The organism is Psychrobacter sp. NPDC078501 (genome assembly GCF_044900935.1).
Lineage (GTDB): Bacteria > Pseudomonadota > Gammaproteobacteria > Pseudomonadales > Moraxellaceae > Psychrobacter.
Map to the genome: position 1 here is coordinate 242539 of NZ_JBJDOS010000001.1, position 22572 is coordinate 265110.

Below are 22572 nucleotides of genomic sequence, written 5' to 3' on the forward strand. Positions count from 1 at the left end.
AATTTCCTAAACGGCTAGACTCTAAGCAGTCAGTTCTTGACGAACAATTTGAGCACCAGCGCTTAATGCCGCGAGCTTACCACGTGCGACTTGGCGAGACAAAGGTGCCATGCCGCAGTTGGTCGCAGGATACAGCTTATCAGCATCAACAAATTGTAGCGCTTTGCGTAGCGTATCTGCCACTTCTTCTGGTGTCTCAATAGTGTTGGTTGCCACATCAATGGCACCGACCATCACTTTTTTACCACGAATCAGCTCAATCAGATCCATAGGTACACGTGAGTTTTGACACTCCAGTGAGATAATATCGATTTTCGACTGTTGCAGTTTAGGGAACGCTTTTTCGTATTCGCGCCACTCTGAGCCCAGTGTCTTTTTCCAATCGGTATTGGCTTTGATGCCATAACCGTAGCAAATATGCACAGCTGTCTCACATTTTAGACCTTCAATGGCGCGCTCTAAAGTCGCAATACCCCAGTCGTTCACATCATCAAAGAATACGTTAAATGCAGGCTCATCAAACTGGATAATATCAACGCCAGCCGCCTCTAATTCTTTTGCTTCTTGGTTCAGGATTTTAGCAAATTCCCAAGCCAATTTTTCACGGCTTTTATAATGACCGTCATATAACGTATCAATCATCGTCATCGGCCCTGGCAACGCCCATTTGATTGGCTGATCGGTTTGCTGACGTAAAAACTTGGCATCATCAACGAACACGGACTTAGGGCGACTCACCGCACCAACAACTGAGGGCACGCTCGCATCATAACGATTACGGATTTTGACCGTCTCACGCTTCTCAAAGTCGACACCATCAAGGTGTTCGATGAACGTAGTCACAAAATGCTGACGGGTCTGCTCGCCATCACTCACAATATCAATCCCTGCATGCTGCTGTTCTTGCAATGATACACGTAGCGCATCTTGCTTGGCTTCAAGCAACTGCTCGCCCTCTAACGCCCAAGGTGACCAAATTTTCTCGGGTTCTGCTAGCCAAGAAGGTTTTGGTAAGCTGCCAGCGGTAGACGTCGGTAATAGTAGTTTCATACGATTTATCTTCTGATTAATTTATTTTTTATTATGTTGATGAGTAATGCTCAGTTAAGCAGCTTGCTTCCTAGCCGTTTTCTTGTCAGCGGCTTCTTTTTGAGCAGTCTCGCCTGTTACATCATAGCTTGCAGCCCATTCCTCAAGGATGGTTTGATACGGCTTGATAAAGTGTGTCTCAGTAAATCTGCCTTGGGTTACTGCCATCTGACTACGTTCGGCGCGGTCATAGACTACTTGCGTCAATGAATAGTCTTGGTAATTCAGGCTAGGTTGATACACTTGTCCAGCGCTTGAGTTGGCATTGTAAATCTCAGGACGGTAAATCTTCTGAAAGGTCTCCATAGTACTGATTGCACTAATCAGTTCAAGATCGGTGTAATCACTGAGCAAGTCCCCTGCAAAATAAAAGGCTAACGGCGCGGCGCTACCTTCAGGCTTAAAATAACGTACCGTTAAGCCCATTTTATAAAAATAGTCGTCGGTCAACGAGTATTCATCTTGCTTGTATTCAATACCCAATACAGGATGCTGATTGACAGTACGATAGTAAGTCTTGCTGGTTGACACGCTCAGGCAAATTACAGGTTTTTTGTGAAAATGAGCGTTGTAAGCCTCTGAGTTCAATAAATATTGAAACAGCTTGCCGTGCAACTCACCAAAATTATCTGGCGTTATGGATGCTAGGTTTTTGTCGCGATGCTCTGGTAACACAATACTAAAATCATAATCACGCACGTAAGAGGAGAAACTGTTGCCAACCATGCCGTCGATACGCTTGTTTTCTTTGTGATCCACAATCGTTGTTTTTAGCGTTTCGATAATAGGAAACGTCTGACCATTGCCTTTAACATCTAGATCGACAGAGATGATATCAACTTCAACAGAATAACGATTTGCTGTCAGATTATCCCAATGCGCCAATGCATTAAAGCGGTTATTGATCATGGTTAACGTTTTGCGTAAGTTCTCTTGGCGGTGCTCGCCGCGTGCCAAATTTGCAAAGTTAGTCGTCAAACGCGTGCTATCTGCAGGCTGATAGTTTTCGTCAAAACGAATGTGCTTAATTGAACAATTGAATTCTTTACTCATGGTGATTCGCTACCTTATTTATCTGAGATAAAACCAAATCTGTGTATGAGGTGAATCATACCGAAATCTAAACATGAATAAAAACGATACAATTTAAACATAAGATGAATTTTATTCATCTTCCTGAAAATTAGACATATGAAGGAAATTTAACAGCGGAATTTTTAAGGATTTATTTAACGTACAACTAAGCCCTTCACACAATGGCAGCGAAGAGGCTTTTATACTGCTTAAGCATATTTTTAAGGCATAAAAAAAGGATACCGTAGTATCCTTCTTATTCAAATTCGAGCCTGATAACAAATCGATTCTAGTGATGCTCACCAGGAAGAATTTTGGCAAAGGCACGCTGAGCAAGGTTAGGCTTGCTATCCGTCGTTTGTGCAGCTGTCGAACTTGGGAAAATGCGATAACCAATGGACTGGACGCCAACGTTAAAGGCTGGTACCAGTGAATAAGTCGCCGAGGCAAATTTGCCCATATTACTAGCAATGCTATTTGGCTTATGAACGATGGCTTTTGCGACCATCATCGCTGCTTCGTCAGGCATCAGTGCTGGCATATAGCGATATAGCTTGGTTGGCGCAATCATCGGGGTACGTACAAGTGGCATAAAAATATTAGTCACTTTGATGTTATCGCCTTTGACTTCAGCAGCCAAACAGCGACTAAATGCATCTAAGGCAGCCTTTGATGCGACATACGCTGAAAAGCGCGGACTATTTGCCAATACCCCAATCGAAGATATATTCACGATTTGACCGGTCTGGCGACCAATCATCGTTGGCAAGAAACCAAGAATGATTTTGACCGCGCCAAAATAATTAATCTCCATGGTACGTTCAAAGTCATGAAAGCGGTTGACCGACTCATGCACTGAACGGCGAATCGAACGTCCTGCATTGTTGACTAGTACATCAACATGCTTAAAGTCAGCCAAAATCTTTTCACTGGTTTTTTCAATCTCATCCATATTGGTCAGGTCACATGGATAATAACTGGCCGTGCCACCAAGTATTTCAATGTTTTCTTTGACCATTTTTAGCTTATCTTCAGTACGGGCCAGCAAAATAACATGCGCGCCACATTCACTGAGCAAAAAAGCCGTACGCTCACCGATACCACTTGAAGCGCCTGTAATGATAATATTCTTGCCTTTGACGGCTTTGGTAATTGCTTTTTTCGAGAGATTGGCCATAAAAAGTCCTTTTCGTTTATTCTATAGTTATTGGCATTCGGTTATAGCATAGCAAAAAAATGTCGTAGGGAGTGAACAAAACCATAGTGGGCGTTAGCTAACGGAACTTTTACAAATTTCGTCGTCGATATAAATATTTATAAATACATTTTTAGCTTATTGTTAATTCCTAAGTGCTAAGTACTAAGTGTTAAGTGCTAAGCTTTTTTCTGATTAATTATTAGGAGTATCTGCTTTGATAGACACACTAACTCACTATATCGACTTAATTGCCAAAATGATCGAAGTCATTGGCGTCCTCATTATGTTTTTTGGGCTATTTCTTGCTTTATATAGGGCTTTTCGATCGTCGAGGCATTTTAATAATGATACTTATGTTGAAATCAGACAGACCGTAGGCAAGTCTATATTGTTGGGATTAGAGGTGCTAATCGCCGCTGATATCGTGGCTACTGTCGTCACTGAGCCATCGCTACGCAGCGTACTGGTGCTAGGTTTTATCGTACTGATTCGAACCTTTTTAAGCTTATCGTTACAGGTTGAACTAGAAGGACGATTCCCTTGGCAAAATAGAAAACCTGCGCCTGACCAACAGTCTGATACTGACAATCATACTGTGCCAATTGATAAAGCATAGCTGTTAGATAAAAGAGCTATCAAAAGGCAACACGTAAAAGGCACTATTAAAAGTAATTAGCACGAGTTTATAAAACAATATTTAAGCGATTACTATTCGTGCGCCTGCAAAAAAGTCTCGACCACTTTAAATTGCCCAGCGGTGCTTTCTTCACCATACATCGCCTGTCTAAAGGCGTTGGAGTTTGGAATACCTGTCGTATACCATGCAATATGTTTGCGAGCGATACGGCAGCCTGAATACTCGCCGTAGAAATCATAAAGCTCTTGCAAATGGGCCAGTACGATCTCTTTTATCTCACTAACGCTCGGTGCCTCTAGGCACTCGCCAGTACGCAAAAAGTGCTCAATATCGCGAAATATCCACGGCTGCCCTTGTGCAGCACGCCCAATCATCACCGCATCACAGCCTGTCATCTCATAGACGTGTTGGGCTTTTTGTGCGCTATCGATATCGCCATTGGCAATGACAGGAATACTGATACTTTCTTTGACTTCGCGTATTAGCTCATATCGTGCATTGCCTGTATACATGTCTTCACGTGTACGGCCATGAATAGCAATCGCTGCAATGCCTGCCTGCTCAGCACGCTTGGCGACTCGTAAGATGTTTTCACGACCGTTTTCAAAACCTAGACGTGTCTTTAGCGTGACAGGTGCATCAACGGCATTGACCGTGGCATCTAACAATCGCGCGACCAAATCTTCGTCTTGCAACAATGCAGAACCTGCCAGCTTACGACAGACCTTTTTCGCCGGACAGCCCATATTGATATCGATAATCTGCGCACCATTATCAATTTGATAACGGGCCGCTTCAGCCAGTTTGTCCGGTTCAGCACCTGCTATCTGTGCCGAGATAGGCGCAATCTCATTGTCAAAATTGGCACGGTACAAGGATTTTTTGCGTGCATAAAGCGCCGTATCAGCGATGATCATCTCGCTGACCGCATGACCTGCGCCAAATGATTTGCACAATCGACGAAAGGGGTTGTCCGTCACGCCTGCCATCGGTGCGACCATCAAACGATTTTCAATCGTCAGGCCACCGATATTTAATGGCTGCAACAATGGATGATCAGACAAAGTCGAGGAAGAAGGAAAAGCGGGAGAATCAATAGACATAAAAAACGGCTTGATTTGTAAGGAAAACAAGCCGTTATTCTAAGGATTCCTGCGTTTATTGCAAGCGATTAACGTGAATAGCTTGCATAAGCATTACTCGTTTTTAATACATTCCATGCATTATTTATCAAGCACACTGCCCTGCTCTAGTGTGATGTCATCATCATGCTCTTGCATGCGCCACGGTAGACTATCAGGCGATACATTGAGGAAATGTAAATACTTCTCAAACTGATCAATGATGTCATTAATCACTGATTCAGATTTGTAGCCGTATAAGTCATAGGTCTGACCACCACGGCGTAGATACACCTCAGCGCGATGATGATGCTCTTGTGGCAAGGTATCTGCGCTGTCTGCAGTATAATAATCAGGCGCATCATGTTCAGATAAGCGAACTTCATACCAAAACTCGACATCGTCACCACGTTGCAACTCTAGCACCGCACGGTTATTGACCGCGTCATAGTTGACCTCAGTCGTCCAGCCGGTTTCTACAAATTTAGACGACACTTCCATCATCGAGGGCATCACCACTTCTTTGATGTAGTTTAGCACCTTGTCACGTGTGGGCTTATCAGCCATATAATCAATACGCTCACGCCATGCAGACGGTTTAAGCAAGTGCGGCGGTAGTTTGTTATTTTGATCAAGGCTTTGATTACGATGTCCCTCAATACGCAATGCGCGCCACATACCGAACATGGAGATCAGAATGATAATCGCAAATGGTAGTGCACTAACGATTGCTGCCGTTTGTAGCGCTGTGAGACCGCCTGCAATCAAAAGCACTGCGGCAACGGCCCCTTCAGTCACTACCCAAAAGCTACGCTGCCACCATGGCGTATCACTACGACCACCAGCCGCTAGCGAATCGATTACCAATGAGCCAGAATCCGATGACGTCACAAAAAACGTAATAATCAACAAAATAGTCAATGACGACACAAATTCGGTAAACGGTAACCGCTCTAATAATTTAAATAAAGCGATCGCTTGGTTGTTTTGTACTTCACTGATGAGTGAGTTATAGCCATCGACCATAATCATATGTAGGGCAGTATCACCAAACACCGAAAACCAAAAGAACGTAAAGAACGTTGGCACCAACATCACACCGAGTACAAACTCCCGGATGGTACGACCACGGCTAATCTTGGCAATAAACAGACCGACAAAGGGGGCCCATGCAATCGTCCATGCAAAAATAAACAAGGTCCAGCTGCCGATCCAATTGCTATTCTCGTATGCCTGCAAGCTAAAGGTACGCTCAACGATATTACCCAAATAGCTGCCTGTATTTTCCATAAAGGCATTTAGGATAAAGATCGTCGGCCCTACTACAAATACAAACACCATCAACGCGGTTGCCAATACCATATTTAGAATAGACAAGCGTTTTACCCCTTTGTCCATCCCTGCCAATACGGACACCAGTGCTGCTGATGTCACTAATGCAATCGCCACGACCTGTATGGTAGTATTCACGGGGATAATATCAGGTAACAAGTAGTTTAGACCTGCATTGATTTGCGATACTGACAGACCAAGACTGGTAGCAATACCGAACATCGTACCCAATATCGCAAACACATCGACCGTATGACCGATAGGGCCATGAATCCTGTCACCAATAATCGGATACAGTGTCGAGCGTATTGATAATGGTAGACCATGACGAAACGCAAAATAAGCTAGTGATAAACCAACGACACCATAAATTGCCCAAATATGAAAACCCCAATGAAAATACGCTATTTGCATCGCCTCTTTTGCCGCAGCAATAGTCTGCGGATCCGACATTGGCGGACTAGAAAAGTGCATTACTGGTTCCGCTACCCCATAAAACAGTAGCGCAATCCCGTAACCTGCCGAAAACAGCATGGCAAACCATTCAAGGAATCCGTACTCCGCCTCAGCATGATCAGGGCCTAGCTTGATACTGCCATAAGACGAAAACGCCAGTACAATAATGAACATCAAAAACAGTGCCACTGCCAGCATATAAAACCAACCGAATGTCTCAGTCGTAAAACTAAGCACATCACTAAACAGAGCACCCGCTGCTTCAGGATTAATAGCCGTACCAATGACCAATAGCAGCATAATAATTGCTGCAGGTACAAAGACTGGTAATAAAATAGTCGAACGAGGTAATTTACTCATGAAAGATAATATCCTCAAAAGTTGACGATGCCTTTTTATAGAAAAGTTTTAATTAAGGCAAAGATTAGAAAATGTGTGTGAATGGTTATAATAATTATCACACTCTTTTCCAAAACCCTAGACAAGCGTTCAACTCGTAACATGACTTTAACGAATGTTACATGACTATTACCAAGAAAATAAAAAAGGCAGCTTGCTAGCTGCCTTTGGATTGTATATGTATTTTTTTAGTGATTTATAATCTATAAATGCTCGCTAATTCGTAAATACCAGTATTTGTTGTACCTAAATAGAAGCATTCTGTCTCCTAACTAGGCATCAATCACTGCCGCCAACTTCTGCGCAATATTTGCCAAATCATTACTATCGGCTTGGGTTACTGCATGACGACCCAATTCATGAATACTTGATGGAATGAGGTGCACATGATAATGAAAAACCGTTTGACCTGCTTGTGAGCCATTCAACTGCATTTGGATAACGCCTTCACGCTCAAACACTTGACGCTGGGCTTGCATGACTTTCTTAGACGTCATTAGCACCGCAGCAGCATATTCAGGCTCAAGATCCGCCAAATCTACCGCTTTTTGCTTCGGTATCACCAATACATGTCCTTCGGCTTGCGGCATGATATCCATAAAGGCGAGCGTTTTATCATCTTCATACACTTTATGATACGGAATATCACCATCTAGCATTTTGGCAAAGATATTATTGTCGTCATAAGTGGTCTGTTGATTTACTTCAGTCATTATTTTTTCCTTTAAGAGTTTTATTATTAGTTAATTAATAGATTAATAGCTATCACAAATAGATAAAAGTGTCTGTCATATAGTGGACGAAATATGACTTTAGTACAAGTCAGCAATGTGAGTTCAAAGCGAACGAACCTCTAATAACTGAATTTTTTTACACACTTCAAAAAAATATTTTTCCAAAAAACAAACCAGCCATAAAAAAATCGGATACCAAAAACGATAAATATGTATAAACCGTTGATATATAAATTCTCGAACCATGCTTCTTGATCTATCAGACCTAATGTGAACCAGTTTGCATTGGTTAAAAAACCTAACGTGCCAATAGTCATAAAAAATCCAAAGATAAATGACCAAGCACAACTACGTAAAAAAGACATGACACTGTGAATATTTCTGGGATCAATTTGCTGCATTCCCATAAACTTTAGCGGCTTCCACAATACGATAGACAATGCCGCTAAGATAGGAACAAACATCATCACTCGAATAAAATGGTAAAACATTGCGGCATCACCAAATGGAGAAGCCAAAAATGCCCATTCATCTTCAAACTGTTGCTTCAGTTTGGTATCTGCACTATTGCCACTAAAATACAAATCAAAAAATTTTCTGTTCTCATTAATTGGTGGCAGCGTTAAATTATTATGTACCCAGCCAATACAGGCATTGACCCAGTCAGGCTGCCATACTAAACTTAAATCGCTGATCCAGCTGCGGATATACAATATATCGAAGAGTAAGAATGCAAATAAAAATGCCAGTGATAGCGTTTCTAATCGGTTAGGGGGCAACTTGCCATTGCTAGTAATCTGCTTATGTACCTGCTCTCTTTGTTCAACATCTTCTATGCTACCTAATGTTTCATACACTTTAACAGTGGCTTGAAACAATTGGCCATGACGCCCTTTTATCAAAAAATACCAAAATTTGGGGATGCTTAATGCGACACATAGGATTAAAAACCATACCGTATTAAATGCTAAATTCTGCATATCGTTGAATACAGGTATGCGTATACCAATAGAAAACAAACCAACGAAAAACCAAAATAGGCATATGAGTAAGTAGTAGAAGAGGTACTCTTCATAGAGACGATTTGATGTTATCCATTCTTGGATAGATTCATTATCGGAGAACTTTTTCATTAATTCCTTTGCTTATATTTCCATCTAAATTATCGACTATATTTTAGATTATTTTAATAGACAAAATACGATTAATTTATAATAAGTCATTCAACTAAAGATATTATTTTATACGTATAAACTACCATCTCATCTCACTAATTTATTGGCGAGTCATGCCCTTAAAATGTTATATTAACCCTCTATTTTAATAACGCTATGTTTATGGATTTGCCTACTTTGCCAACTCAACCAGATATGGATAATACTGCTGTAACCCTTGATAATCAGGAAGAACACTCTGATATTGAGAGGGAAAGTGGTACTCAAACTATCGATCCAAACGCTATCATATTAGCAGAAGCATTGACTGATAAAGCCATCAGCTGGCAGATACACAATTGTAAAATTATAAAGAAGACTGTCACGCAAGATTTGCCACTGCCTTTTTTGTATCACTATGACAGTTTAGATGATGCGATCAAACAAACGCACCCGCTTACTCCTGAGCTACTGCTTCAATTCAATAAACCCATGTCAGCTCATCAAGCTGCCAAGTTAATTGGTATTGACGAGGAGCTGCTGACCAGTCCTTGGCATGTAAAAATTATCGGCTCGTTGGTGGTATTTAGTGAGGCATTGCAGTTGGCTGTACGGCTACATTGGACCAATACGGGTAAAGAGACGCAGCAGGTATATACCAAGGATGCCGCCGACGCTATTATTGCCGCTTTTAAAGACTGGCAGTTTTTTGGTCGTGTAGACGTCCTCTATAAAAATAATAAGCAAATATTAATTAGTATTGACGAGCAAAACCCTAATACGCAAGCACTACCTACCGAATCATTGCTGACGATTGAAGCTATTGGCGATTATCAGCAGCTACTGGCTACTCATGCGCTTGCAGCCATTGTAAAACTAGAAGCAGACAAAGCTGATCTTCCTTGGTTTGACAAAGCCATATTAGAACGTATTGAGTAGCTATTTTGAATAACTGTTTTTTCGCTCATCGCTTTTGGTTATTAATTCTTTATTATTAATTCACTGTTATTAGCATATTGTTTTTAGTTATTCATATCTAATGGTATGGTAACGAATTAGTATTATTCACTAGTACTCACTCTCTATAAAAAGCACACTATCCCTATTAAAACTGAGGGTGCACATTTTAACAACCCCGCCTATTTGTAAGGAATATCACATGGATTATCGCTCAAAAACCTCTACCGGCGGTCGTAATATGGCAGGCGCGCGCGCATTATGGCGTGCAACCGGCATGACTGACGGCGACTTTGGCAAGCCAATCATTGCGATTGCTAACTCTTTTACCCAGTTTGTACCCGGCCATGTGCATCTAAAAGACCTTGGACAGCTGGTCGCCCGTGAGATTGAGCAAGCAGGCGGCGTTGCAAAAGAGTTCAATACCATTGCGGTCGATGATGGTATTGCGATGGGCCATAGCGGTATGTTGTACTCGCTACCAAGCCGTGATTTGATCGCTGATTCTGTCGAGTATATGGTCAATGCCCACTGTGCAGATGCGCTAGTTTGTATTTCTAACTGTGACAAAATCACTCCGGGTATGTTGATGGCCGCCATGCGCCTTAACATACCAGTGGTGTTTATCTCAGGTGGCCCAATGGAAGCGGGCAAAATCTTAGCCAGTACCGTTGGTAAGAGCCACAATACCGATAGTAGTGACAGTAGCGCTGTTCGCAAACTTGACCTTGTCGATGCCATGATGGACGCGGCTGATGATAGCATCAGTGATGAAGACGTCGCCGCTATCGAAGCCTCAGCCTGCCCTACTTGTGGTTCGTGCTCTGGTATGTTCACAGCCAACTCGATGAACTGCTTGACCGAAGCTTTAGGCCTAGCACTACCAGGTAACGGCTCACTACTAGCTACTCACTCATTGCGCCGCGAGCTATTCTTAGAAGCGGGTCGTACAATCGTCTCATTAGCCAAGCGTCGCTACGAGCAAGATGATGACTCTGTGCTACCACGCTCTATCGCTACCAAAGCTGCTTTTGAAAATGCCATGAGCTTAGATATCGCCATGGGCGGTTCGACCAATACTATCTTGCATTTACTTGCTGCGGCCAATGAAGCAGAGATCGATTTTAAGATGGCTGATATTGACCGTTTGAGTCGCGGTGTGCCTTGCCTGGCAAAAGTAGCCCCTGCCTCACAGAAATACCATATGGAAGACGTGCATCGTGCTGGCGGTGTCTTTGCATTACTCGCTGAACTTGATCGCGCCGAGTTACTAAAAACTGACGTGCCAACTATCCATAGCGCAACGATGAAAGAAGCCATCGACAAGTGGGATATCATGAACCCTGACAACCATGAAGCTCGCGCACGCTTCCTTGCAGCACCTGGTGGCGTACGTACCACAGAAGCATTCTCACAATCAAAAGAGTGGTCAAACCTCGACGTCAACCGTGAGTCGGGCTGTATCCGTAGTGCCAAACACGCCTACTCTACAGATGGCGGCTTAGCTGTACTATATGGCAATATCGCTGAGCGAGGCTGCGTGGTCAAAACCGCAGGCGTCGACGAAAGCATCTTGACCTTTACTGGTCGCGCGCGTCTATTTGAATCACAAGACGATGCGGTTGCTGCGGTATTGGCTGATCAAATCGTTGCAGGCGATGTTGTTATCATTCGCTATGAAGGTCCTAAAGGCGGCCCTGGTATGCAGGAAATGCTTTATCCAACGACTTATCTAAAGTCAAAAGGATTGGGTAAAGAATGTGCTCTACTTACCGATGGTCGTTTCTCTGGTGGTACATCAGGTCTATCCATTGGCCATGCCAGCCCAGAAGCTGCTGAAGGCGGGGCGATTGGTTTGGTTGAAGAAGGCGATAGTATTCATATCGATATCCCAAATCGTACCATCAACATGCAAGCAAGCGATGCAGACTTAGCTGCTCGCCGAGAAGCTATGGAAGCGCGTGGTCGTGATGCATGGAAGCCTGTCAGTCGTGATCGTCATGTCTCGCCAGCATTACGTGCTTATGCTGCTATGACTACCAGTGCTGATACTGGTGCCGTCCGTGACGTGAGCCAAGTGGAGCGCTAGTCTGTAAGCTATTAATGCTCCAAACATACTGATGAAAATATATTAAGCCTGCGCAATGCAGGCTTTTTTTTCACCAAAAAACAACGTAGCTGTCGTTTTGATAACTATTTTTTGCGGTAATTATTTTATTTTGACGTCATGATAAAGAGTATCCGTGACTGACTATCAACTATTGCTGTTAATTGTCATCAATACCTAAAATTACCCTTTTAAAATTGACCCTTAAAACATAACGACGTGCGTAAACCTTATGATTGAAAAATACAACTTATTCTTATTAATCTGCGGGATTGCCTTTTTATTCGGGGCCTTGTTTCCTGTTATTTTTAAGCGCACCTCTATATCATTACCGATGCTCCAAGTCAGCTTCGGTCTGATGATGGGCTACTGGTGGACGTCTTTATCCTTTTTAGACCCACTTGATAACGGTTTACTCATCGAAAAGCTGACTGAAATTGTTGTATTGGTCTCATTGGTTGGTGCTGGTATTAAAATCGATACAGAGTTGTCTTGGCGATTGTGGCGACCAACAGTAAGACTGCTACTCATTACCATGCCTATTGGTATTTTTGCGATGGCAGTCTTGGGGTATTACGCGTTTGGTTTGAGCCTTGGTGCAGCTATTTTGTTAGGTGCAGTGTTAGCGCCTACTGATCCAGTGTTAGCTTCGAGCATTCAGGTGGGACCTCCCAATACAGGAGGAGAAGACACACCACGCTTTACTTTAACGTCAGAGGCAGGATTGAACGATGGTCTGGCTTTTCCGTTTGTGTATCTAGCGATTAAAATTGCGGAAGCATTCAGTGAAGGCAAAGCCTTTACTTACGAGATGCTGTGGTCGTGGTTTACTCATGACGTCTTGTGGAAGATTGGCGCAGGTGTAGTGGTAGGTGTATTGGTTGGTAAAGTATTGGCTAAAGTCGTGTTTTCTAAACATACCCGTGAGACGACCATCTCGCAAGGCTATGTGGTTATTGCATTGACGCTACTAGCCTATGGACTTGCAGAGTATGTACACAGTTATGGCTTTATCGCTGTATTCGTGGCCGCATTTGCGTTTCGTCGCTCAGAGTGTGAGCATACTTATCATCAAAAACTGCATGATTTCGCTGAGCAATCAGAAGGCTTACTGATGTCATTGGTGCTCGTTATCTTCGGTATGTTCCTTGGTCAAGGGTTGCAGGCAGGTGTCGAGTTGACATGGCGCGTCTATATCGTCAGCTTTACCTTCTTACTACTTATACGTCCGATTGGTGGATTTATTGCCTTATCAGGATTGAACTTACCTCATACCGAAAAATATGCGATATCGGCTTTGGGTATTCGCGGTATCGGTACCCTATATTATCTTTCCTATGCGCTCAATCAAGGTTTCTTCGCGGATGAAGATGCGCTTAAATTGTGGATTGTTTGTTCGATTGTTATTTTGACTTCTATCTTTATCCATGGTCTTAGCGCATCAAGATTGCTTAAAATGACACCAAAAAAGTAGCATTAAAATTAATGCTGCTTATGTTTGAAACAGAATCAATTCGCGATTGAAGTTGGCGTTATTAAAGTATCTCTTCTACCCAGCTCAAGACGGCTTCTGTCAGCGCAAACTGACGAACGTCATTGAGCATAGTGGTATCAAAATTATGAATAAAAGCAAATGACAGTTGGCGCTCAGGGTCGCACCAAGCAACCGATCCGTTATATCCCATATGCCCAAATCCTGATAAATCAGAACTCATTCTCTTATCCGTATCATCGTTGTTAGCATACAAGCTAAATAATCTATGGTAGCCCAATCGCCATTTCATAGCCGTTGGCATAACCGCATCTAAACCCTCAACCTGCGGAGTAGATAACTGCTCAAAAGTAGCACTATCGATCAGTGTTTTCCCTTGCCATACACCGCCATTAGCAAGCATTGCATAAATCGTTGCCAGTGCTTTAGCGGAAGCGACACCATTTGCCGCTGGAATGACAGCTTGTAGCGTCTGGCGCTTATGATAATCAAGGGCATGTTTGCCAGCAGGTATCAGCGCTGATTTATAGTTTTTTAGATTAAGCTGACTGGTATTGAAATATAAGCTATTGATACGCGCAGTATTTAATACAGGCTGTGCGTTATCAGTATCAGGGCTATTTAGATTTTCATCAAGGCGGTCATCAAAGCTACTTTGCGTCTCAGCTGCACGCTTATCATTTATCATTTTCTGTTGCCAGTAATGATAACTAGGTAAGCTTGCATAAGTACGTAAAGTTTCTTGAGAGTCTACTTTTAAGGTTGGTTTTTGACGTCTCGATTTTAATTGGGAGCTCGTATCCTCTGTTTCTTCAAAATCTTTGGCCAATTTTGCCACCTGATCTACTTTGCTATCCGGCACACCAAAATAGCAGCTGTCGGCAATGCCCAGAGGCTCCGTTAGATACTGGCGCAGTGCTTCAGCGAACGATAGATTCGTAACCGCATCTACTACGCCGCCCAATACCCAACCGTAGACCAATGCACTATAAGCGCTGTCATATTTGGTAGCATCTTCGGGAGAAGTAATGGGCATCGCTGCAATGTGGCGCAGCATTGTATCCCAATCGAGTACCGTCTCGCTATCGACATCGATACTTTGAATCGAAAACAAGTCGGCCTGATGTGACATGATTTGTCGCAACGTAATTTGATCTTTGCCGTTTGCAGCAAATTCTGGCCAGTAATGGGCAATAGGTTTGTCATATTCAAGCAGTTGCTGCGAAACCAGCACATGAACCAACGTTGCCAATATCCCTTTACCGGTAGAAAAATTAATCGCCAACGTATCGGGTTGCCACGGCATATCAGGACGCGCCATACCTGTACTGGCTTGCGCTATACATTGACCTGCTTGATACACGGCCACAGCCCCGCCAGCAGGTGCATCATCAAGCTGTAAATCTGTCAGTAATTGCTGTAATTTGTTTTGAAAGTCAGCATTTATAGATGTATTAGAATTTTCTGTATTATGACCCATTATTATTACCTTACTCCAGTGATATGAATTATTCTATTTTTAAGATGATAGTAATACACAAGCTATATAAAATATTTGAACCAGTATAAATGAATTGTGAGCCAATAAAAAAGGCCACCTATTGGTCGCCTTTTTTATTATTTATTTCGATGATACTTTTAAAGTTTGCTAACGTCTAAGACAGCACTAACATTTAAAGCCGCAAATTTAGTTAACGCGGTACTAGCAAACGATTATGAACTTCTTGTTCAAGCTTGGTCAAACCATGGCTGCGACCACGTTCCATAGCCGTATCCATCTTACGTCCACGCAACCATCCTGCCCGTAGCGCTATTGCAGCTCCTACTCTATTGCCCGACCCACAGTGCATAGCGACTTTTTTGCCATGATGTTGGCGTAATACATTATCAAATGCCAATATCTTAAGCTGCTTTAGCTCTTTAGCACCGCTGATAGGCAGCTGTTCGTAGTGCATACCTGCTTGCTCAACTGCTGATGCCTCATCAAAGCTCAACTCGTCATCAGGCTGTAAGTTGATGACGAGCTCGACGCCCGCTTTCGCTAAAGCCGCAACTTTTTCGTCATCTAATGCACCGCACACAATAGTGTTTGCATCTGGACGAAAATAAGGCTCAAAGATATCGGCCAAATCAATGCCATTATCTGCACTGATATGAATGTTAGCGCCGCTATCGTTAGCAGCGGCCGTATTAGTTGCTATCGAGCTATCTGTCTGATCTACGTCTATCGCGTTTTCTTCTGAAGGCATGTTTTGGGAAGTCATAATAATAAATATGTACGTTAAATATGGCTGTTAAAATAGAAGCTTTAAGATGCTATATTCTACTTGCTATCACTCTTTAGGGTTACAACACCCGCCAAGTGCGGTTTATTGTTTTTGGAGCTATACAGTCCAAACTCACAAGTATCATCTACGTTTTTGAGCTGGGCTACTGGCTCAGCAATCAGCTCTACTTCAGCTGGCAAAAAGATAGGCAGCTTAAATGAGACGTCAATTGTGTAAGCATCAGGCAAATCACCCATTAGAGCAAGACACTTAGCTTTTGACCACATACCGTGCGCAATCGCTTTAGGGAAACCAAACGCACGTGCTGATAGCGGATGCAAATGAATCAAATTAAAGTCGCCTGAGACAAAGGCATAACGACGACCGATATCTTCTGGCACTTCAAAAATGCTATGAACACCTTCTTCGTTTACTTCAGGCTTGACCATTACCGGACGCGGCGCGCTCTTTTTATCTTTACTGCTAGGTTTTTTGCTACGTGATAAATAAGTTGACGTACCTTCCCAGATGACTTCATCTTCTGACTTTACGATAGTGACAAAGTCAAACTGCTGACCTTGGGCATGATCGCGTAGGTTATCAAAAGTGACCGACATTGCTACTGTTTCACGCTCTCCAATCGGGCGATACTGGGTAACGCTATTATCAACGTGAACAAGACCTAACATGGCAAATGGGAATGGCTCTTTGACCATCATGTTCATTTGTAGCGTCTGTGACAATACCGAGAAGTAAGTCGCTGGCACTTTGCCATCATCAGCAAAACCGCAAATTTTGCGATAGTCATCTAGGTTTTCTTGATCGATATGCAAGTCATCTACATAGTAAGTAGATTGTGGCAACTGGTCTCTACTAACCTTGCCACCATTACCGATAGGCAATAAGCTTTTGACAATATTGGCATAAGTGGTGTGCGCTTTTGGCAACGCATCATAATGTTTGTCTGACATAAGTACATCCTAAGTGTGGCTTGAACAAGTTCTTTAACGTTTATAAAGACAATCTGCAGTCATTGACTAAAGCCTACTATTAAATCATCTAATAAGCATTAAATTTAATCAACCTCATGAGTATCTTTAATAGCAAAAAATAGTTTGGCTATTGGTTCTTGTGTTTTTATCATAAAAAAGCCACCCTTGGGCAGCTTTATTACACTTTATCAGAGATTATTTCGTAAGCATATGTGATACAAACGAGGAATAATAGCTCATATGATACAACTACTGTCTCTATCTGTACCTTATTTCTCACATATACCTGTCAATTAATCAACATTATGCACCAAGTAAGCTTTGACCACAGACGCGAACCGTGTTGCCATTTAGACCGCCAGACGCAGGTGAAGCAAACCATGCGATAGTCTCAGCCACATCTACTGGTAAGCCGCCTTGGCTCATTGAGTTCATGCGGCGACCAGCTTCACGAATAGCAAACGGAATGGCTTCTGTCATTTGAGTTTCGATGAAACCAGGAGCGACTGCATTGATCGTCATGCCTTTAGCATTGTCTTCTAATTGCTTAGCAGTTGCGTTAACCAAACCAATTACCCCAGCTTTAGAAGTGGCATAGTTGGTCTGACCCATGTTGCCCGCGATACCTGAAATCGACGACACACATACGATACGTGCGTTTTCTTTCAGTACGTCATTGTCCAACAAGTAGCGGTTCAATCTAGCGATACTGCCTAAGTTGATATCAATGACCATGTTCCATTTTTTCTCATCCATCTTAGCCAACGTCTTATCACGAGTCACGCCAGCATTATGGATGATTGAATCTAGACCACCACGTTTTTGAGCAGCGTCAGCGATTTCTGCCCCAGCATCTTCACTAGTGATATCTACCGTCAAAGCAGAACCACTGATTTCGCTAGCAACTTTTTGTAGGTCAGCTTGCTGCTGTGGTACATCTAGACAGATAACATGAGCCCCTTCACGAGCCAACACACGAGCGATAGCTTCACCAATACCGCGACTTGCGCCAGTCACTAGCATCGTCTTGCCGCCCAAAGGCTGGTTCCAATCAACATCGACTGAGCTGCCTTTACTGACACGTACTACTTGTCCTGATACATAAGCTGAACGAGCTGAGGTAAAAAAGCGTAAGGTTGAATCTAGGTTTTGCTCTGCGCCTTCTTCAACATAAATCAGCTGCGCTGTAATACCGCGCTTGAACTCTTTGCCCACTGACTTCACAAAACCTTCAAGCGAGCGTTGAGCCATTGCTGTTTCAATATCAGTGATGTTCTCTGGCGTACGACCAACCACAACCACACGGCCTGATTTTTCTACGCGGCGTGCAACTGTATGGAAAAACTCATAAAGCTCTTTTAGCTGTTCAGCATTGCTGATATTACTGGCATCAAAAAGCAGTACTTTGAATTGATCATCGCCGCCCGTGTTGGCTTTTGCCTCTACGCCTGCATCAGCAAGTGCGTCTTTGATATCATCGCTGCTATTTACATATACTTCGGCATGGACGTCTGACAGGATACGGGCAACAGACTCACTGACACTTTTGTCATCACCAGTAGCACGGCCAACCAATACGCTACCACGCACCAAACGCTCACCGCTTTCGAAACGATCAAGCGTCGTTGGCATCGGCAAACCTAAATTTTTTGCTACTTTTTTGCCAATAGAAGATTGAACAAAATCACCATAACGGTCTGACATAATATAATCCTTATAATTAATGATTCGTATAATAATAAAAAATGCAATGAATCTATTATATAGAGACATTGACATCGTCATTATTTAAATTTAGTAAATTGCCTCAAAACTAGCCTAACTATACACTTCCCTTATAAACAAGTCCAAAAACAGATAATGTCTACAACAATCTGTAAACAAGTCAGTATACAAGCCAGTCGTTTTTAGCAGCGTTAAGCGCCACTATAACATGTTAAAATCTGACCTATAGGTTATGGCATACTTAATTATTGATAACAATATATTATCAAACGTACTGTTATGCAATGCTAATATTTCTTACTAGCCAGTCTATTAGAGCGATGCGTCATGGTCATGAATCTACTACCGACCTCATACAAGCGTCACATAGTTTGCTAAAGAGATACATTAAATGAATAAAAACGCCTTATGATAAACAGCTGTATTGCGTAATAAATGATAATATTTGCTTGTATAAAATAACTTAACTATTTTTTATTGTTACCTATCACTTTTTACTTCTACCCATACTTTTTAAGGATAATATTATGAGTAATAAAAACAATCATCCAGATAGCCCTGTTGTTGAAAGTACAGTTGTTAAAGCAACGGATACAAAATCGGATACAGCAAAAAAAGAAACCGCTGCAAAAAGCACTTCGACTAAAGACAATAGCGCTAAAGACACCAGCGCTAAAGAAACTGCTAGCAAAAAAGCGGTCGATGAAAACGTAGAAACCACTGCTGCTAAAAAACCTGCTCCAGCTAAAAAAGCTAGCACCGCCAAACCAGCTTCAAATCTGAATCGTGTTGCGATCTTAGGTGGTAACCGTATTCCATTTGCGCGCTCGAACGGATCATACGCTGATGTTAGCAACACAGACATGCTAACCGCTGCATTGGACGGTTTGGTTGAGCGTTATAACCTACAAGGCGAAACCGTAGGCGAAGTGGTATCTGGCGCAGTGATGAAACTTAGCCGTGATATCAACCTTACTCGTGAAGCCACATTGAATACCGCGCTGAACCCACATACGCCAACTTATGATATCTCACAAGCTTGCGGTACTGGCTTACAAGCAACATTTGCTTCTGCTAACAAGATTGCACTTGGTCTGATCGATTCGGCAATTACTGGCGGTGTAGATACTACTTCTGACGCTCCTATTGCTGTCGGCGATGGCTTGCGTAAAGTACTGATCAAACTTGGTGCAGCAAAAGACAACAAGCAACGTCTAAAAGCATTAATGGGTCTAAATCCAAAAGACTTAATCGACTCACCGCAAAACGGTGAGCCACGCACTGGCCTATCAATGGGCGATCATCAAGCGATTACCACGCTTGAGTGGAATATCAGCCGTGAAGCGCAAGATGAGCTTGCATTTAATAGCCATCAGAACCTAGCACGTGCTTATGACGAAGGTTTCTTTGACGACTTGATCACGCCGTACAAAGGCCTGACTCGTGACAACAACTTGCGTCCAGATACTACATTAGAAAAACTGGGTAAATTAAAGCCAGTATTTGGTAGAAAAAATGCCAACCCAACGATGACGGCTGCCAACTCTACGCCGCTTACTGACGGCGCTTCTTGTGTACTACTAGGTACTGATGAGTGGGCAAAAGAGCACGGCCTAAAGCCACTTGCTTATATCGTCCATCAAGAAACCGCAGCAGTAGACTTCATCGGTAAATCTGGTACCACAGAAGGCTTACTAATGGCACCAGCTTATGCGGTACCACGTATGCTTGAGCGCGCTGGCCTGACTCTACAAGACTTTGACTTTTATGAGATTCATGAAGCCTTCGCTTCACAAGTACTATCAACCTTAGCTGCTTGGGAAGATGAGAAATTCTGTGAAGAGCGCTTAGGCTTAGATGCCCCGCTAGGTTCTATCGATCGTAGCAAATTAAACGTAAACGGTTCATCACTAGCGGCAGGTCATCCATTTGCGGCAACTGGTGGTCGTATTCTAGCTACTGCTGCTAAATTATTGGATCAAAAAGGTTCGGGCCGTGCACTTATCTCTATCTGCGCAGCAGGTGGTCAAGGTGTGACTTGTATCCTAGAAAAATAAGCTTGGTCACTTTTAAGTGAAAAAGATACGCTGACTTATTATTTTAATCAGTACATATCTATCAATAAAAAAATGCCCTTTAATTTATTTAAAGGGCATTTTTTATTGTCTGTACTTTGCTATGATAGAAACGACCTAGATAGTAGCCTCTTAAAAAAGCCGATACGCAAAACAAAGGTAATATTTATGGGTAAGACAAAAATTTTATTAAGAAAAATGAGGCAAGTCATTTTTGGCTCTGAAAAACTGGTGATGACAGAACCGCTTGCAACCGCTGATTTTCAATCTCTAACGACTGAGGAGGATATAGATCGGTACCATCAGGAACAAGCCATTCTTACTGAACGCATCGAAAAAGACATTCTTGATGATGATTTACGTCGAAAAATGCACCAAGACTTAATCGATACATATGATGAAGAACTAGAAAATGAAATAGATGACTATGCACGTGACTTTCGTTTTAACGGACGTGAGATGAGCGAGCAAGAAAAACTGGATCGACGCACCTACTTTCAAGAGTTGGTACGACTACAGCGAGAACTTATAAAACTACAAGATTGGGTAGTTGATCGCGGTGAGCGTATCGTCGTTATCTTTGAAGGGCGGGATTCTGCTGGTAAAGGTGGCGCCATTAAACGCATTACCCAACGATTAAACCCACGCGTGTGCAGGGTAGCTGCCCTACCGGCTCCCACTGAGCGCGAGCAAACGCAGTGGTACTTCCAACGTTACGTGGCCCACTTGCCTGCAGCAGGCGAAATCGTATTGTTTGACCGTAGTTGGTACAACCGCGGAGGCGTCGAGCGTGTCATGGGGTTTTGTACTGACGCGCAATATGAAGAATTTTTTCAATCAGTACCAGAGTTTGAGCGTATGCTCGTACGCTCAGGCATTCGCTTAGTAAAATACTGGTTTTCTATCACTGATGATGAGCAACATGCTCGATTTATGAGCCGAATATATGATCCGCTTAAGCAGTGGAAACTCTCACCAATGGACCTACAGTCGCGCCGACGCTGGGAAGATTACACCAAAGCAAAAGAAACCATGTTTGAGCGCACTCATATCCCTGAAGCACCCTGGTGGGTTGTCGAAGGCAATAATAAAAAACGTGCTAGGCTGAACTGTATTGCCCATTTGCTCGACCAAATCCCTTACAAAGAAGTGCCTCGTGACGAAATTGAGTTACCCAATCGCAAACGCGATGATGAGTATTACCGTGAACCTATTCCCGATGATATGTATGTACCGCCTCGTTATTAAGCGACTAACGCCTACTACTATAAAAAACTAAAGAAAATTGATCGAAAAAAGCAGCCTTACTAAGTAATAAGGCTGCTTTTTTTATATTAATAAATTCAAAACCACAGCCGAACTTATTAAAGATACAGGTGTGATTTCTAGATACTACTTAGTTATTAATAGATACTACATAGTATAAGTCGATTGCAAGCTATCGATTTTTCCCGCTAGTAGGCGCTCAACTTCATTCTTAATTCTTTGGCCAGAGACATCACTACCAATTTGCACAGCAAACCCTGCAGGTCGACTGCCCTGACTCTTAGAGTTAATCCAAACAACCTTACCATTCATTGGTAGGCGCTCACTGGAGTTGGGTAGCGTGATAGCAATAAACACCTCATCACCCAATTGCTGAGGTTTGTCAGACGGTACAAACAAAGCGCCATTACTGACAAATGACAAATAGCTGGCATATAACATTTCGATACTTTCATAATGACAGGTTAAAATCCCGCCACGTCCTGGCATTGCCATAG

General features: G+C 42.7%; 18 protein-coding genes. 6 read left to right on the plus strand and 12 right to left on the minus strand.

What is annotated here, in order from left to right; translation table 11 throughout:
- Window positions 1-21: 21 nt before the first annotated feature.
- From ACI2IW_RS00960 to ACI2IW_RS00970, 3 genes are all read right to left on the minus strand, one after another.
- On the minus strand, window positions 22-1050 hold the full coding sequence (locus ACI2IW_RS00960; RefSeq protein WP_102090954.1) for a methionine synthase: 1029 nt from the start codon (window positions 1048-1050) through the stop codon (window positions 22-24).
- A gap of 54 nt (window positions 1051-1104) precedes the next feature.
- On the minus strand, window positions 1105-2142 hold the full coding sequence (locus tag ACI2IW_RS00965) for a DUF1852 domain-containing protein (protein WP_404692338.1): 1038 nt from the start codon (window positions 2140-2142) through the stop codon (window positions 1105-1107).
- Between the two features lie 310 nt (window positions 2143-2452).
- A complete protein-coding gene (locus ACI2IW_RS00970; protein ID WP_404692339.1) occupies window positions 2453-3340 on the minus strand; it encodes an SDR family NAD(P)-dependent oxidoreductase in 888 nt (295 codons plus the stop codon).
- Between the two features lie 235 nt (window positions 3341-3575).
- Here ACI2IW_RS00970 and ACI2IW_RS00975 point away from each other — a divergent pair, with 235 nt between their 5' ends.
- The gene (locus tag ACI2IW_RS00975; protein ID WP_404692340.1) at window positions 3576-3977 is read left to right on the plus strand and encodes a DUF1622 domain-containing protein; all 402 of its coding nucleotides are present in this window, start codon (window positions 3576-3578) and stop codon (window positions 3975-3977) included.
- Window positions 3978-4069: 92 nt separating this feature from the next.
- Here ACI2IW_RS00975 and dusB read toward each other — a convergent pair whose 3' ends face one another.
- The 4 genes from dusB to ACI2IW_RS00995 form a co-directional block, all read right to left on the minus strand.
- Window positions 4070-5101 (minus strand): tRNA dihydrouridine synthase DusB, encoded by a 1032-nt coding sequence (gene dusB / locus ACI2IW_RS00980; RefSeq protein WP_404692341.1) that lies wholly within the window; start codon window positions 5099-5101, stop codon window positions 4070-4072.
- Between the two features lie 120 nt (window positions 5102-5221).
- A complete protein-coding gene (locus tag ACI2IW_RS00985; RefSeq protein ID WP_404692342.1) occupies window positions 5222-7267 on the minus strand; it encodes a BCCT family transporter in 2046 nt (681 codons plus the stop codon).
- Window positions 7268-7578: 311 nt separating this feature from the next.
- Window positions 7579-8019, minus strand: coding sequence for an HIT family protein (locus ACI2IW_RS00990; RefSeq protein WP_404692343.1), 441 nt, complete (start codon window positions 8017-8019; stop codon window positions 7579-7581).
- A gap of 140 nt (window positions 8020-8159) precedes the next feature.
- On the minus strand, window positions 8160-9173 hold the full coding sequence (locus ACI2IW_RS00995) for a hypothetical protein (protein ID WP_404692344.1): 1014 nt from the start codon (window positions 9171-9173) through the stop codon (window positions 8160-8162).
- A gap of 204 nt (window positions 9174-9377) precedes the next feature.
- Between ACI2IW_RS00995 and ACI2IW_RS01000 the strand changes: the two genes are divergently transcribed.
- The 3 genes from ACI2IW_RS01000 to ACI2IW_RS01010 all read left to right on the plus strand — a co-directional run bounded on the left by ACI2IW_RS01000 (window position 9378) and on the right by ACI2IW_RS01010 (window position 13732).
- Window positions 9378-10133 (plus strand): hypothetical protein, encoded by a 756-nt coding sequence (locus tag ACI2IW_RS01000; RefSeq protein WP_404692345.1) that lies wholly within the window; start codon window positions 9378-9380, stop codon window positions 10131-10133.
- Between the two features lie 220 nt (window positions 10134-10353).
- Window positions 10354-12240 (plus strand): dihydroxy-acid dehydratase, encoded by a 1887-nt coding sequence (ilvD, locus tag ACI2IW_RS01005; protein ID WP_404692346.1) that lies wholly within the window; start codon window positions 10354-10356, stop codon window positions 12238-12240.
- Between the two features lie 250 nt (window positions 12241-12490).
- Window positions 12491-13732 (plus strand): cation:proton antiporter, encoded by a 1242-nt coding sequence (locus tag ACI2IW_RS01010; RefSeq protein ID WP_404692347.1) that lies wholly within the window; start codon window positions 12491-12493, stop codon window positions 13730-13732.
- A gap of 61 nt (window positions 13733-13793) precedes the next feature.
- Here ACI2IW_RS01010 and ACI2IW_RS01015 read toward each other — a convergent pair whose 3' ends face one another.
- The 4 genes from ACI2IW_RS01015 to ACI2IW_RS01030 form a co-directional block, all read right to left on the minus strand.
- The gene (locus ACI2IW_RS01015) at window positions 13794-15230 is read right to left on the minus strand and encodes a serine hydrolase domain-containing protein (RefSeq protein ID WP_404692348.1); all 1437 of its coding nucleotides are present in this window, start codon (window positions 15228-15230) and stop codon (window positions 13794-13796) included.
- A 211-nt stretch (window positions 15231-15441) separates the two neighbouring features.
- A complete protein-coding gene (locus ACI2IW_RS01020) occupies window positions 15442-16014 on the minus strand; it encodes a serine/threonine protein phosphatase (protein ID WP_404692349.1) in 573 nt (190 codons plus the stop codon).
- 59 nt (window positions 16015-16073) lie between these two features.
- Complete coding sequence (locus ACI2IW_RS01025) at window positions 16074-16988, minus strand: MaoC/PaaZ C-terminal domain-containing protein (RefSeq protein ID WP_057759453.1); 915 nt, start codon at window positions 16986-16988, stop codon at window positions 16074-16076.
- Between the two features lie 324 nt (window positions 16989-17312).
- A complete protein-coding gene (locus ACI2IW_RS01030; RefSeq protein WP_101205406.1) occupies window positions 17313-18713 on the minus strand; it encodes a 3-oxoacyl-ACP reductase in 1401 nt (466 codons plus the stop codon).
- 548 nt (window positions 18714-19261) lie between these two features.
- Here ACI2IW_RS01030 and ACI2IW_RS01035 point away from each other — a divergent pair.
- Together ACI2IW_RS01035 and ppk2 are read left to right on the plus strand one after the other, a co-directional pair.
- Window positions 19262-20791: an acetyl-CoA C-acetyltransferase gene (locus tag ACI2IW_RS01035; protein ID WP_404692350.1), complete on the plus strand. Its 1530-nt coding sequence runs from the start codon at window positions 19262-19264 to the stop codon at window positions 20789-20791.
- A gap of 186 nt (window positions 20792-20977) precedes the next feature.
- On the plus strand, window positions 20978-22057 hold the full coding sequence (gene ppk2, locus ACI2IW_RS01040) for a polyphosphate kinase 2 (protein ID WP_404692351.1): 1080 nt from the start codon (window positions 20978-20980) through the stop codon (window positions 22055-22057).
- A 165-nt stretch (window positions 22058-22222) separates the two neighbouring features.
- Here the strand turns inward: ppk2 and ACI2IW_RS01045 are convergent, their stop codons facing one another.
- A complete protein-coding gene (locus ACI2IW_RS01045) occupies window positions 22223-22570 on the minus strand; it encodes a PilZ domain-containing protein (protein ID WP_101205408.1) in 348 nt (115 codons plus the stop codon).
- Window positions 22571-22572 lie beyond the last annotated feature (2 nt).